A 14,452-nucleotide genomic window follows, 5' to 3' on the forward strand; every position below is an offset into this window, starting at 1 on the left:
TAAAATGCCTCACTTCTCTTCACTGCCCTCTCCTCTGCCCTTACCCCTCTGCCCTATGCACACTACCCCACCCAAACTCGCCGACAAACTTCTTACGCTTTTCTGTGCTCCTCACCGACTGGAAGAGGTACAGGGTGATCTGCACGAAGAGTTTGACTATCAGGTCAGGCAACTTGGCGAACGCCGGGCCCGCTGGCGTTACTGGTGGGACGTATTGGGCTTTATCAAACCATTTGCCATAAAACGACAATCTTCCGATACGTATTCAACAGCTTACCTAATGAACGCTTCTATGCTACGTAATTATTTTCGAACAGCCTGGCGCAGCCTGGTAAAAAACCGCTTCTATTCGCTCATCAATATGACGGGCCTGACCGCTGGGCTGGCCGTCGGTATTCTGATTCTGCTCTGGGTGCAGGACGAGTTTAGCTTCGACCGGTTTCATCGTCAGTCAGCCAACATCTATCGACTCGAAAACTGGGCCGGGACGGGCAGCAGTCGGCAAATCTGGACATCAACTGTAGCGCCCATTGCCGTGATGGGTAAAAAGGAACTGCCGGAAATAAAGGATGCTGTCCGTATAGCCTACAATGGCATGTATACCTTGTTCAAATACAAGGGCAAAGCCATAAATGAAGAAAATACACTATTTGCTGATCCCACGCTGTTTTCAGTATTTGACTTTCCACTGATCCAGGGAAATCCAGCGAATCCGTTTCCAGATAATCACTCGATTGTCCTGACAGAAACCACCGCGAAACGGTATTTTGGCAACGAAAATCCAATTGGAAAAATACTGGCAGGTACGGATAGAAACGCCTTCAAAGTCAGTGGTGTCATCCGTGATTTTCCGAAAAATTCGAGCATACGGCGCGACATGGTGCTGCCTATTTCGCTTCTGTTCGACACGATGTACCAGAACCGAACCGATGGCCGCAATCGCGACAACGACTTTGCTACTTTTAACTTCGATACGTATTTGCTGTTGCAGCCGGGCGCGTCAATCAGTAATCTGACCGATAAACTACGTACCATTCACCTGCGTAACAAACCCGACGATACGGACCTTACGTATCTGCTGCAACCGTTGCCCGACATGCACCTGTATAAAGCCGACGGCTCGGAAGGTGGTATTGAAACGGTACGTATGTTCTCGATTATTGCCCTGCTGATTCTGGTGATTGCCTGCATCAACTACGTCAATCTCTCCACGGCCCGGTCTATGCTACGTTCCAAAGAAGTGAGCATGCGTAAAATTGTGGGTGCTGCCAAGAGCCAACTTTTTATGCAGTTTGTGGTTGAAACGACGCTGCTCTTTTCGCTGGCTGCGGTGCTGGCCTTAGGGTTGATGTATGTACTGCTGCCTGCTTATAATCAGCTTTCGGGAAAAGAACTGGTCCTTGATTTTGCAGACGAGCGGCTTTGGAAAATTATCGGCCTGACCATTGTTGGTACGTTGGTTGCTTCAAGCATTTACCCTGCCTTACTCCTGTCTTCGTTCGAGCCACTCAAAGCCCTGAAAGGAAAAGTGTCGGCACGTTTGAGCGAAGCTGTATTCCGTAAGGTATTGGTCGTAGCGCAATTTGCGGTTTCGGTAATTCTGATTGCCAGTACGTTCATTATTAGTAATCAACTGCAGTACATCCGCGCTAAAGAACTGGGCTACGACAAAACGCATGTGCTCGGGTTCTTCATGCGGGATGACATGAGTAAACATTACGACGCGGTGAAAGCCGATTTATTGAATCAACCTGGCGTAACGGCCGTTACCCGCGCCAGTAGCAATATTGTGCAACTTGGCGCACAAACCGGCGATAACGAATGGGCTGGCAAAGAAAAAGGAGAGACTATGTTCGTGCGTCCCGTAGCGATTGATAAAGATTTCATTCCTTTCTTCAGAATGAAGGTCATGCAAGGAGCCAATTTTACGGGAACCGTATCCGATTCAACCCATTTCATTCTCAACGAAACTGCCGTTAAAGCGGCTCGCATCAACAACCCCATCGGAAAGTCATTTCGGTTGTGGAAACGAAAAGGTACGATCGTCGGCGTGGTAAAAGACTTCCATTTTGCGTCCATGCGCCAGAAAATTGAACCCGCTATTTTCTACTACGATCCGAGCCAGATGTGGGCGCTATACATTAAAACAACCGGCCAGGATGCTAAGCAGGTGGTTGCCGCAGCGGAGCGCTCTTATAAGCAATACAACCCAGATTATCCGTTCGAGTATTCGTTCCTGGACGATGTGTTCAACAATCTTTACAAATCGGAGCAACAAACAGGGTTGTTGTTCAACGTGTTTGCGAGCATTGCCATTTTGATTTCCTGTTTAGGCTTATTCGGGCTGGCAACGTACACGGCGCAGGTACGTACTCGTGAGATCGGTGTGCGAAAAGTACTGGGCGCCAGTGTAACCGGCATCATTCAGTTGTTAGCCACCGATTTTATGAAACTAGTCGTCATCGCGATACTTATCGCGACACCCATTGCCTGGTACGCTATGAGCCGATGGTTGCAGGATTTTGCGTATCGGATTGATGTGCAGTGGTGGGTATTTGGTTTAGCTGGTCTGCTCGCTTTAGCCATTGCCCTACTTACGGTGAGTTTCCAAAGCATCAAAGCCGCGCTGATGAATCCGGTCAAATCACTACGTAGCGAGTGAATAGCTCGTTTATATAACTTGGCAGACACCCGCTTTACCTGCCTTTGTTACAGCCGTGCTGAATTTGAACCAGTTTCTCAACGCGCTATCCCCAATCAGAGATGATACCTGGCAGCAAGTGCAATGGCTTTTCATGCTGGGATTAAGTATACTAGCTCCCTTGACTCTGCTTGCTGCGGTCACTCGCCTAATCCGAATTTTTGGCAACCCTAACTAGTCCCTGGTTTTACTACATCCGATACGTCAGCGACACCAGCCCCGTTGAATAGGTTTGTGAGTCGATCAGCTTCAGGTTAACACGGTCTTTGATATGCTGGAAAAGCGGCTTTCCTGCGCCTAAAATAATTGGGTGAACGGCTAAGAACAGTTCATCAACTAATCCTTCGTTGATAAACGACGTAGTAAGATCGGCTCCACCATACAGCCAGAAGTCTTTACCAGTCTGATTCTTTAATTCGGTCACCTTCGTTCTCCAGTCGCCACTAATCAGTTCCATGCCTTCACCCACTCCCGTAAGCGTATTCGAAAATACGTATTTTTTATACGATGGAAACCCGTAGTTGCTGGCTTCCTCACTCACGTTATTGAGCAGCTCGTAGCTTTTCCGGCCGATAAAGAGCGCGTCAATACGTTCCAAAAAAACGGTCATACCGTAATCCTGATCGGTGAAGCACCAGTCGTATTCGCCGTTGGGTCCTTCGATGTATCCGTCCAGACTGACGGCTAATCCTAAAATTACCTTGCGCATGAATAGTATCATTGATTTGACCGCAAAGTTAGCAGCAGGCAACCAGCGCTAATTGTACAAATCGGACATCAGACACATTGCCATTTGTAGTAATTAGCTGGTTAATAAAGCACGTCACTTGTTGCGATCAGCTGACCTGGCGTAAGGCCAGCATGATCCCGACAGGCGCGAATGAAGTGCGCCTGGTCGTAATAACCACTTTCGTAAGCGATTTCGGTTAGACTAAGGGATGGGTATTTTTTGAGGTGTTTTAACGCATTCCTGAACGTAATGATCCGGGCAAATTCTTTGGGCGAAAGACCAATGCACTGATTGAATCGACGGACCAAATGCCGATTCGTGATGCCGGTTCTGTTAGCCAGATCTTCCAGCGAAAGCTGTCCATTCGTCCGGTTAATCTGCCCGATGCAGAAGCCAATACCCGCGTCGGGTTGGCCGAATTTCCGAAGCTGGGCAATCAGATACTGCTGAATAAGTTGAACCCGCTGAGCCGTTGTTTCAGTCTTGTCGACACGGTCCTGCATCTCGTCTGCGCTACGTCCCCATAACTCCCGGAGATCAATCGCCTGGTTGGTTACGTCGTGCATCGACACCGGGAAAAACGGGTATGCGCTGCCGTCAAAGAACCAGACGGACACAAACCCTACCTGGCTGTGCGTCCGAACGGTCATAAACTTGTTCATCCGGGACGTAATGAAACTCCTGCTCAGCAATGAGGCAATCTCCCCGGCAGGAGCAACTTGCTGTGGTTCGCAAAAATTCACAAAAAGCTCAACACTGGCATCCGGCAATACACGTACCGGTGCGGGCGAGCCAATTGACGAGTCATTCTCTACCGAGCAAATGACTTTAACGAATGGCTGTAGCAGTGGGTCAATATCGTAGATCCGGTAGTGCATTTACCAAAGATAACTGTTTAGCAACTGATCGGGTTCGGTGTCCGTTTTGCGGACATCTGCTGTCCAGAATCGGACATCTTCCGTGGCTATATTTTTACAAAAAACGGCTTCTGGTATAAATCAATACGTATATCATCAAGTTGGCACCGCATTTGTTCGACATTATCGTATAAAATACCTATACCATGAAAAGGGCCTTTCTTGGAGAGTTTGAAGAAGTCGTTCTACTGACCGTAGCCATCCTTGACGAAGGTGCTTATGGCGTCAGCATTACGCAGGAGATTGAGCAAAAAACCGGACGAGCCGTTGGCTTTAGTACGGTCCATACGACACTGCAACGCTTAGAAGAAAAAGGCTTTCTTTCCTCGCGGATGGGTGGTGCTACAGCCGAGCGGGGTGGTCGTCGAAAGCGCTTCTTTAACGTAACGGCGGCTGGACGGAAGGCTTTGCAGGAGGTTAAGCAGGTACGTATTGACTTGTGGAATGCACTGCCTCCGCAGACATTGCAACTGATGGGCGGGTAAATGAGCAATGGGGATAGGGGTAAGGGCATAAGCTCCTGGTCTCCTGTCTGCCATTCTAGCAATCGTTCATTCCTCTGCTTCATACCCTTACCCCTATGTTTGTTCCACCCCGCTGGGCTGACTTGCTGCTGAAGACCTTTGGCCACCCCGACACACTGGAAGAAGTGCAGGGCGATCTGCTTGAACTTTACACTTATTGGGTTGAAACGGTGGGCGAACGCAAAGCCCGATGGCGCTACATCCTGAGTGTCCTCAAACTGCTACGGCCTCTGGCTAAATCAAAATCAACGGAATACCCGATACCTTTTTTCCTAAGTCCTGCTATGATACGTAATTATTTGACAGTCGCCTGGCGACACATCACCCGTAATCGTCTGTTGAGTTCAATTAATGTGATTGGGTTAGCCCTGGGCATGTCGTGCAGCCTGCTTATCTGGCTCTGGATCAGCGACGAACTTAGTTTTAACCGGGGTTTTAAAGAGGCCGACCAGATCTATTTCGTCAGGCAGACGAGCGGTATGTATACCAATGAATACACGCCCGGACCACTGACCGAAGCCCTGAAAAAGGATGTCCCCGACGTGGAAAAAGCAACTAGATTCAGGTCGTGGACGGATGATTACCTGATCAAAGCTGGTCAGGTGGCTGCTAAGGAAGTGGGCATGTATGCGTCCGACGATTTCTTCGACATTTTTCAATATCCGGTTTTGCAGGGAAGTCCTGTTTCATCGATTAAGTCCCCGAATTCTATTGTGATTACCCGCCATGTAGCCGAGACGTTTTTTGGCACGACGGAGGCCGTTGGACGCACACTTCAACTCAACAACGACAAATATTATCGGGTGGGTGCTGTGATTGAGGATATTCCCAAAAACTCGTCCATTCAATTTAGCTGGATCGTCAATTTAAGCGTAGTGGAAGAAGACTGGATGAAAAACTGGGGCAACAATTCCTTTTCTACGTACGTGAAACTTCGGCCGAACAGTAATCAGGCGCAGGCGGAAACGCGCATGAAAGGATTACCAAAACGCTACAGGTCAGACATAACGGATACCCCCATCTTACAACCCATCGGCGATACGTATCTCTACGGGGAGTACGTCAACGGGAAGCCCGTGGGTGGGCGTATTAGCTACGTCCGCACGTTTGGTCTGGTTGCTCTACTGATTCTGCTGATTGCCTGCGTTAATTTCATGAATCTGGCAACAGCACGCGCATCGTTACGCGCCAAGGAAGTCGGTATCCGGAAAGTAATTGGGGCGATGCGCTCGTCGCTGGTGGGGCAGTTTCTGGGCGAATCCGTTCTGCTAAGTCTGCTTGCCGCTGTGCTGGCCATCGGCCTTGTCATCGGTGCTTTACCCCTTGTGAATCAATTCGTTCATAAGCAACTATCGATCAATTTCTTCGCGCCAACATTCTGGATTAGTATGCTGTTTCTGATCGTATTTACCAGTTTAATTGCGGGTAGCTACCCAGCGTTATTTCTGTCGGCGATGCAGCCCGTTCGAACCCTGAAAGGTGCTCTGACGACGGCACCAACGGGGGCTGTATTCCGCAAATCGCTGGTTGTCTTTCAGTTTACGCTGTCGTTGTTTCTGATCATTGGTATGTTGGTGATCGGGCAGCAAATGCACTACGTCCGAACGAAACAACTTGGCCTCGACCGGGAACATATTCTTTGGGTACCGGTTGAAGGAGCGTTATTACCGAAAATGGAAACATATCGTCAGGAAATTCAGCGTTCCGGGGCGGTTGTTTCAGTAACTACCTCAGGCGCATTGCCCATCGAGATAGGCAGCAGCTCAACGGGCGGCCTGACATGGCCCGGTAAAGACCCGAAGGATGAAGCATTCGTCTATTCGATGAAGGCAGGCTACGATTTCGCTAAGACAATGAACGTCAGGCTGGTAGACGGGCACGATTTTACGTCGCCCGACAGTGGGGCTCGCTATTTGGTTAACGAGTCGGCGGCCCGGATTATGAAACTTAAAAATCCGGTAGGAACCGAAATAAGCTACCAGATTGGGAAAGGACCTATTGTTGGTGTCATGAAGGATTTTCACTTACGATCGTTTCATGAACCGATTCAACCGCTGGTGATCAGTCTTTATCCGAAGTGGACAAACTATTTTCTCATCAGAACCCGCCCCGGTCAGACCGATAAAGCCATTCAGGTGGCGGAGCAGGTCGCCCGAAAACTAAACCCAGCGTATCCGTTTTCCTATCATTTTCTGGATGAAGATTATGAGAAGTTATACCGCAGCGAAACGCTCGTTAATACGCTCATCAATTACTTTGGTCTACTGGCCATTCTGATTTCCTGCTTAGGTCTGTTCGGTCTGGCTACGTTCACCGCTGAACAACGGAAGAAAGAAATCGGCGTTCGGAAAGTCCTCGGCGCGACGGTGACCAGCATTGTCGGTCTGCTCTCGAAAGATTTCCTGAAGTTAGTGATGATCGCGATCCTGATTGCTTCGCCGATTGCGTGGTACGTGATGAACCAATGGCTCCAGAATTTCGCCTACAAAATCGATATCGAGTGGTGGGTGTTTGCGCTGGCAGGCTTATCCGCCATCAGCATTACGTTACTGACGGTGAGCTTTCAAAGCATCAAGGCGGCTTTGGTAAATCCAGTCAAATCACTACGTAGTGAATAAGTGTAGTACCGACCGGGACGGTCGGTCGTGAATTAGGAATTGTCCAGCCGACCGGGACGGTCGGTACTACAAATCATGAAACCACCCCGCTGGGCTGACTGGCTGCTGAAGACTTTTGGACACCCCGACACGCTGGAAGAGGTGCAGGGCGATCTGCTCGAACTCTACACGTATTGGGTTGAGACGGCGGGTGAGCGCAAAGCCCGCTGGCGCTACGTCCTGAGTGTGCTCAAACTGCTACGTCCACTGGCCAGCCGTAAATCAAACGAAAACTATTACTCGACACCCTTTTTTCTGCATCCTGACATGCTACGCAACTATTTGAAAATCGCACTGAGGAATCTTGTAAAAAACAAGATCTATTCCTCCATCAACATTGGCGGATTAGCCGTTGGTATGGCCGTGGCGATGCTGATCGGCCTGTGGATCTATGATGAACTGGATTATGATAACTATTTCCAGCATTACGACCGCATTGCCAAAGTCATGCAGCGTGGAACAACCCCCGAAGGCGTTGTTTTTAATGGCGGGCACATGCCACTTCCGTTGGGGAATGAACTGCGTACATCGTTCGGTGACGATTTTAAACACGTAGTGATGTCGTCCTGGACGGGCGAGCATATTCTGGCCTATGGCGATAAGAAGTTCACCAAAACAGGCAATTATCTGAGCCCGGAAGCGCCCGATATGCTCACCTTAACCATGCTGAAGGGCACACGGGCTGGCTTAAACGAACCGTCATCCATTTTACTGTCTGAATCGGTTGCCAAAGCTTTGTTCGGGGATAGTGATCCGCTGGGCAAAATCATGAAAATTGACAACAGACTGGCTGTCAAGGTAACGGGCGTGTACGAAGATCTTCCCTTCAATACCGAGTTTCGGGACATGACGTTTATCGCTCCCTGGGCTTTATACGTATCGTCGGAGGATTGGGTAAAACGGGCGCAGGATAATGCACAATGGGACAATAACTCCTGGCAAATTCTGGCTCAGATTGCTCCGAACGCCGATTTCGATGCTGTGACGGAAAAAATAAAAGGCTTGCGGGTGAAACATGTCCCGGCAACGGCGGAGTATAAAGCGGAAATTTTTCTGCACCCCATGCATCGCTGGCATCTGTATACAGGCTGGGATAAAGCGGGTCATGTAGATGGGCGCATCCAGTACGTGTGGCTGTTCGGCATTATTGGTGTGTTTGTCCTGCTGCTGGCCTGCATCAATTTCATGAATTTAAGTACGGCACGTAGCGAAAAACGAGCCAAAGAAGTTGGCATCCGAAAGGCCGTGGGTTCAGTACGTAGTCAATTGATTAGCCAGTTTTTTAGCGAGTCATTACTGGTTGTTACGTTCGCGTTTGGGCTATCACTGCTATTCGTGTTACTCCTGCTGCCCCTCTTTAATGAAGTAGCCGATAAACAACTACACATTTTATGGGACAACCTTATCTTCTGGCTTTCCGGTGTTGGATTCACCCTGATTACGGGCCTGATCGCCGGTAGTTATCCAGCGCTCTATCTGTCGTCTTTTCAGCCGGTAAAAGTCTTGAAAGGCACCTTCCGGGTTGGCCGCTTCGCATCGGTCCCGCGAAAGGTACTGGTAGTGATGCAGTTTACGGTATCGGTAACGCTGATCATCGGCACGATCATCGTTTTTCGCCAGATTCAGTACGCTAAAAATCGACCCATTGGTTATGATCGGAATGGACTGATCACCGTTACCATGAACACGCCTGAGTTGCACGACCACTATAATGCGTTACGAAGCGATCTGTTACGAACGGGAGCCGTGGTAGACATGTCAACCTCATCGGCCCCGGCAACGGATCTAAACTCTCAAAATGGTGGATTCGACTGGGAAGGCAAAGATCCAAATTTTAGAGACAGCTTTGGTACCATTGCCGTAACCCACGATTTCGGCAAAACAGTGGGCTGGACGTTCAAACAGGGCCGTGATTTTTCCAGACAGTTTTCGACCGACTCAGCGGGCATGGTTCTGAATGAAACAGCCGTTCGGTACATGGGCTTAAAAGATCCGGTTGGCAAAACGGTCAAATGGAATGGCAGGCCGTTTCAGGTCGTGGGTGTTATTCAGGATATGGTGATGAGGTCGCCGTTTGAACCGGTTTATCAAACCGTTTTCATGCTGAATTACGGCTGGGCCAATGTCATCAATATCAAACTAAATCCCGAACGTAGCACCAGCGAATCGCTGGGTAAAATAGAAGCCGTATTCCGTAAATTCAACCCTGGCAGCCCATTCGATTACAAATTTTCGGATGAACAGTACGCCTTGAAATTTGCGACCGAAGAACGTATCGGCAAGCTCGCGTCGGTCTTCGCCATTCTCGCCATTTTTATCAGTTGTTTAGGTCTTTTCGGCCTGGCCTCCTTCGTGGCCGAACAGCGTACCAAAGAGATTGGCGTACGCAAAGTATTGGGCGCAACGGTATTGAACGTGTGGAGCCTGCTTTCTAAGGACTTTATATTCTTGGTCCTGATTGGATTTGGCATCGCTACGCCCATCGCCTACTATTTTCTCAATAACTGGCTTCAGAAATACGATTACCGAACGGAGATGTCGTGGTGGATTTTTGCCGTATCAGGGGCTGGGGCGTTAGTCGTTACGTTGCTAACGGTAAGTTTCCAAAGCATCAAAGCAGCCCTAATCAATCCCGTTAAATCACTACGTTCTGAATAGCAGAGAGTGGGGAGCATGGAGCCAGGATAAACCATGCCCCTTGCTCCACACTCCCTGCACCCCGCTCCGGGCTTAAAGCTATGAAACATCCCCAAAACCTCGGACCGCCCCGCTGGGCTACCCGTCTCCTCACTGGGTGGGGCCATCCCGATACGCAGGAGGAAGTTCAGGGCGATCTGCTCGAACTCTACACGCATTGGGTTGAGACGGTGGGCGAACGTAAAGCCCGCTGGCGCTACGTCCTGAGTGTATTGAAACTGCTACGTCCGCTGGCTAAACAAACTAAATATCAATACCCAACCCCGGAACGTCCCGGAGAGGAACCGCGTACCACCTTTTTTTCAAGTCCTGATATGCTACGTAATTATCTGAAAATCGCCTGGCGGAATTTGGTTCTCCATAAAGCCTTCACTGCCATCAATGTTATTGGGTTAGCCGTTGGGCTCGCTACGTGCCTGCTAATTGTGCTGTTCGTTCTCCATGAACTCAGCTATGATCGCTACCACGCCAACGCCGACCGCCTTTATCGCATGACGATCCACGGTCAGGTTGGTGGCAAAGAAATCAACACTGCGGAGGTAAGTGTTCCGGCGGGTCCGGCCCTCATTCAGGATTATTCGGGCGTAGAAGCCTTCACGCGCCTGAGACAGGACGGTACGTTTATCGTTAAACATGATCACGAAAGCTTTAAGGAGGAACACGTTGTTTTTGCCGACTCCAATGTCTTCAATATCTTCTCGATACCACTATTGAAAGGCCGGGGCGCTGGAACGAATCCTAAAACGGTTCTGACCGAACCCAATACAGTCGTTATCACGGAAACCATTGCCAGAAAATATTTTGGCGAGCAGGACCCAATCGGACAAACGCTGACGCTGGGTACGGCGGGTCTTTTTCGGGTGACGGGTGTGTGTCAGGATGTGCCCTCAAACACGCATTTCCACTACGATATATTCGGCTCGATCCGTTCGATTCAACTGCGCAATACGTGGCTGAGCAGCAGTTGCTTCACCTACGTACTACTACGTCCCGGCTATTCCATCAACAACTTACAGGCCAAAATGCCGGAGCTGGTGAAGAAATACATCGGCTCGGAAATTCAGGAGCTTTTCGGCATCAGCCTGGCCGAATTTACCCGGAAAGGCGACGTCTTTGGCTTTCACTTTCAGCCGGTTACCAGTATTCATCTTCATTCTGACCTCGAGGGCGAAATTGAGCCGAACAGCGACATCAAATACGTTTATATCTTTTCGATTATCGCGGTCTTTATCCTGCTGGTGGCCTGTATCAATTTCATGAATCTGAGTACGGCCGGATCGGCGGGGCGGGCCAAAGAAGTGGGTATACGAAAAGTGCTGGGTTCAGTAAGGCAGCAACTTGTCGGTCAATTTCTGAGCGAGTCGATATTGGTGACCTTCATCGCTCTGCTGGTAGCGCTGGGCATCGTAGTGGCAGTTCTGCCGAGTTTCAATCAACTGGCGGGTAAGCAGTTCGGAATTAGCGCGTTTACGAGTGGCTGGATGTTGCCGGGTATCCTACTGACTTGTTTGCTCATCGGATTGCTGGCGGGTAGCTATCCCGCCTTTTTCCTGTCGGCCTTTAAACCCGTGAGTGTGCTGAAAGGAAGCGTCCGCGCGGGATTTCGAAGTGGCTGGCTACGCAACACGCTGGTAACGACTCAGTTTGTTGTATCAATTGGAATGATTATCGGGACGTTGGTCGTTTATCAGCAACTGCACTTTATCCAGAACAAAAAAGTAGGATTTGACAAAGATCAGGTACTTGTTCTCCACGATACGTATGCCCTTGGCCCCAAAGCAAACGCGTTTAGAGCCGAACTGACGAAACTGTCGCAGGTTCAGGCTGTTACGCAGGCGGGCTATTTACCCGCTGGGGCATCGAACAGTGGAAACGATGGGTTTCAATCGGAAAATGGATCGTCGCCCACAACAACGTATCGGGAAAAAACCTACTACATCGACGAAAACTACCTGCCTACGTTGGGGATCAGTCTGGCCCAGGGCCGAAATTTTTCAAAAGCCTTCCCTTCCGACAGTTCCGCAGTTTTGATCAACGAAGCGGCCGCTAAACGATTCGGCTGGAAAAACCCGGTTGGTCAGCGACTCTCGACCCTCGGGAATGGTAGCCCGGAAAGCAGGCATGTATACACCGTTATTGGTGTCGTGAAGGATTTTCACTTCGAGTCGATGCATCAGCGAATTGCCCCGTTGGTGATGGTGTATGGCGCAGACAATTACCAGATGGCGCTACGTATCCGAACGACAGATATACCCGGATTACTGAAAACCCTCGAGCAACGCTGGAAAGCACAAACGGATAACCCATTCGCTTATTCGTTCTTAAACGAACGCTTTAACACCGTCTATCAGTCTGAGCAGCGCGTCGGGCAGTTGTTCGGCATCTTTGCCGGATTAACGGTGCTTATTTCCTGCCTGGGTCTGTTCGGGCTGGCTATGTTTACGGCGCAGCAGCGCACCAAAGAAATTGGGGTTCGCAAAGTGCTGGGCGCATCGGTAGCCAGCGTGGTAGCGCTGCTGTCGAAAGATTTCCTGAAGTTAGTGGTGATCGCCATCGTTATTGCCTCGCCCCTGGCCTGGTATGCCATGAACCGATGGTTGCAGGATTTCGCCTACAAGATTGACCTTTCGTGGTGGGTATTCGCCCTGGCAGGCTTTCTGGCCATTGGCATTGCACTAGTAACGGTCAGCTTTCAGAGCATCAAAGCGGCTTTGACGAATCCAGTGAAGAGTTTACGAAGTGAGTAACCGAACGTAGCGATTCAGCCCGGACCATACCCTAACTTATTTGACAAAATAGTCGGACTAATGCGCAATGAATCAGTGAAATAATGTAACTTCTCTACAGCTAAATCAGGGGTCGTATGAGAACGTTGCGGATGCTAGTGCTGCTGAGTTTGTCGCTGATTGTTAATGGCCTATGGGCGCAGAAATCTAAACCAGCAACCAGCCTTGAAGCGGGTCTGAAAGGCGAATATTTTAACGGGCCAAACTTCGAACGGAAGGTACTGACCCGCACCGATCCGCAAGTCGATTTTAACTGGAACTGGCAACCGCCCGGACCTGGCGTGCAGCGGGAATATTTCTCGGTGCGCTGGACCGGAAAACTGTTCGCGCCAACTTCGGGCGCGTATCGATTCAGCGCGACGGTAGACGATGGGGTACGGGTCTGGGTGAATGGCAAGAAAGTAATTGACGAATGGCGCAAGCAGGACGACAGCAACTTCGTCGGCGAAATTTCCTTAAATGGCAAGCAGTTTTACGACCTACGGATTGAGTATTACAACGATTGGAAGGGAAGTGTCATTTCAGTGTACTGGGAATCGCCCGAAGACCGAAAGCTCTTTAGTTTTGCGTCAAGACCGCAGAAGACAATCCCAGCTAAATACCTGTTCAGCAAGCCAGATCGACCCAAGACAGCTGCTGCTGTACCGGTGGTGATGCGCCCCCCCGTCGCAGCGAAGTCGGAGACCATCCACACGCTTGTGACGCCAACTAACCGCCCCGCTACGTCGGTCATTAAACCCGCTAGGATCAAACTGACATCAGTGCAGCCGAAACAAGACGTAACACCTGTTTCGGCTGTACGGGTCGAGCCTACGCGGGCATCAATCTTGCCCGAAATGGGCATGCCAACTTCAGCTAATCAACCAGTCGAGCATCTGAAACCAGGGGAAACAGTTGTGCCAAGGAACGTAGTATTTTCGCAGAGCGATTATACACTGCTACCCGAATCCTGTGTCGAGTTGAATAAATTAGTAAAGGCATTACAGGCCACGCCAGCCCTACGGGTCGAGATTGCTGGGCATACTGACAATGTCGGCGATAAACGGTTGAATATGACTTTATCTGAGTTCCGGGCTAAAGTGGTAGCCAACTACCTGATCCGGCATGGCATTTCCGACACTCGCATTACGTCCAAAGGCTACGGTGGTTCGCGACCTGTCACAGACAACATTAGTGAAACCCAACGCGCCCAAAATCGCCGGGTCGAGTTCACCGTTGTTGAGTGATTTTTAGAATTCTTCTGAGGGTAATCGAATCTTCGGCGAATCGAACAACGCATTGGTTGCCAACATTGATTTCGCCTTTCGTCGCACTACGTTCATTCCAGCCCTTGCCCTTGGCCTGAAATTCCCCTGAGCTCTTTCTGTGGTGTCGAGTTTGAGAACCAGATACCACAGAAAGGCCATGTTCTCTTGTAGATCAGCGCTTTTATCAGCAACT

The 14,452-nt window shown here is 49.8% G+C and carries 8 protein-coding genes; 6 read left to right on the plus strand and 2 right to left on the minus strand.

Annotation, left to right across the window (positions count from 1 at the left end):
- Positions 1-55: 55 nt before the first annotated feature.
- Positions 56-2,662, plus strand: coding sequence for a permease prefix domain 2-containing transporter (locus IC230_RS11360; RefSeq protein WP_223860589.1), 2,607 nt, complete (start codon positions 56-58; stop codon positions 2,660-2,662).
- Between the two features lie 229 nt (positions 2,663-2,891).
- Here the strand turns inward: IC230_RS11360 and IC230_RS11365 are convergent, their stop codons facing one another.
- Together IC230_RS11365 and IC230_RS11370 are read right to left on the minus strand one after the other, a co-directional pair.
- Positions 2,892-3,410 (minus strand): dihydrofolate reductase family protein, encoded by a 519-nt coding sequence (locus tag IC230_RS11365; protein WP_191039103.1) that lies wholly within the window; start codon positions 3,408-3,410, stop codon positions 2,892-2,894.
- A 101-nt stretch (positions 3,411-3,511) separates the two neighbouring features.
- A complete protein-coding gene (locus tag IC230_RS11370) occupies positions 3,512-4,309 on the minus strand; it encodes a helix-turn-helix domain-containing protein (protein ID WP_191039104.1) in 798 nt (265 codons plus the stop codon).
- A gap of 185 nt (positions 4,310-4,494) precedes the next feature.
- On the opposite strand from IC230_RS11370, the gene IC230_RS11375 reads away from it, so the two are divergent.
- The 5 genes from IC230_RS11375 to IC230_RS11395 all read left to right on the plus strand — a co-directional run bounded on the left by IC230_RS11375 (position 4,495) and on the right by IC230_RS11395 (position 14,238).
- On the plus strand, positions 4,495-4,833 hold the full coding sequence (locus IC230_RS11375) for a PadR family transcriptional regulator (RefSeq protein WP_191039105.1): 339 nt from the start codon (positions 4,495-4,497) through the stop codon (positions 4,831-4,833).
- A 95-nt stretch (positions 4,834-4,928) separates the two neighbouring features.
- Positions 4,929-7,490, plus strand: a complete 2,562-nt coding sequence (locus tag IC230_RS11380) for an ABC transporter permease (protein ID WP_223860590.1) — start codon at positions 4,929-4,931, stop codon at positions 7,488-7,490.
- Positions 7,491-7,565: 75 nt separating this feature from the next.
- A complete protein-coding gene (locus tag IC230_RS11385; RefSeq protein ID WP_223860591.1) occupies positions 7,566-10,187 on the plus strand; it encodes an ABC transporter permease in 2,622 nt (873 codons plus the stop codon).
- Positions 10,188-10,267: 80 nt separating this feature from the next.
- Positions 10,268-12,973, plus strand: coding sequence for an ABC transporter permease (locus tag IC230_RS11390; protein WP_191039106.1), 2,706 nt, complete (start codon positions 10,268-10,270; stop codon positions 12,971-12,973).
- Between the two features lie 116 nt (positions 12,974-13,089).
- A complete protein-coding gene (locus tag IC230_RS11395) occupies positions 13,090-14,238 on the plus strand; it encodes a PA14 domain-containing protein (protein WP_191039107.1) in 1,149 nt (382 codons plus the stop codon).
- The last annotated feature ends 214 nt before the right edge of the window (positions 14,239-14,452 follow it).

The sequence above is a fragment of the Spirosoma validum genome (assembly GCF_014699035.1).
GTDB classification, from domain to species: Bacteria; Bacteroidota; Bacteroidia; order Cytophagales; family Spirosomataceae; genus Spirosoma; species Spirosoma validum.

Bases quoted from the DNA above. Each gene is read 5' to 3' on its own strand.
- IC230_RS11360 (WP_223860589.1), top strand. From the start codon at position 56: ATGCACACTACCCCACCCAAACTCGCCGACAAACTTCTTACGCTTTTC.
- IC230_RS11365 (WP_191039103.1), bottom strand. From the start codon at position 3,410: ATGCGCAAGGTAATTTTAGGATTAGCCGTCAGTCTGGACGGATACATC.
- IC230_RS11370 (WP_191039104.1), bottom strand. From the start codon at position 4,309: ATGCACTACCGGATCTACGATATTGACCCACTGCTACAGCCATTCGTT.
- IC230_RS11375 (WP_191039105.1), top strand. From the start codon at position 4,495: ATGAAAAGGGCCTTTCTTGGAGAGTTTGAAGAAGTCGTTCTACTGACC.
- IC230_RS11380 (WP_223860590.1), top strand. From the start codon at position 4,929: ATGTTTGTTCCACCCCGCTGGGCTGACTTGCTGCTGAAGACCTTTGGC.
- IC230_RS11385 (WP_223860591.1), top strand. From the start codon at position 7,566: ATGAAACCACCCCGCTGGGCTGACTGGCTGCTGAAGACTTTTGGACAC.
- IC230_RS11390 (WP_191039106.1), top strand. From the start codon at position 10,268: ATGAAACATCCCCAAAACCTCGGACCGCCCCGCTGGGCTACCCGTCTC.
- IC230_RS11395 (WP_191039107.1), top strand. From the start codon at position 13,090: ATGAGAACGTTGCGGATGCTAGTGCTGCTGAGTTTGTCGCTGATTGTT.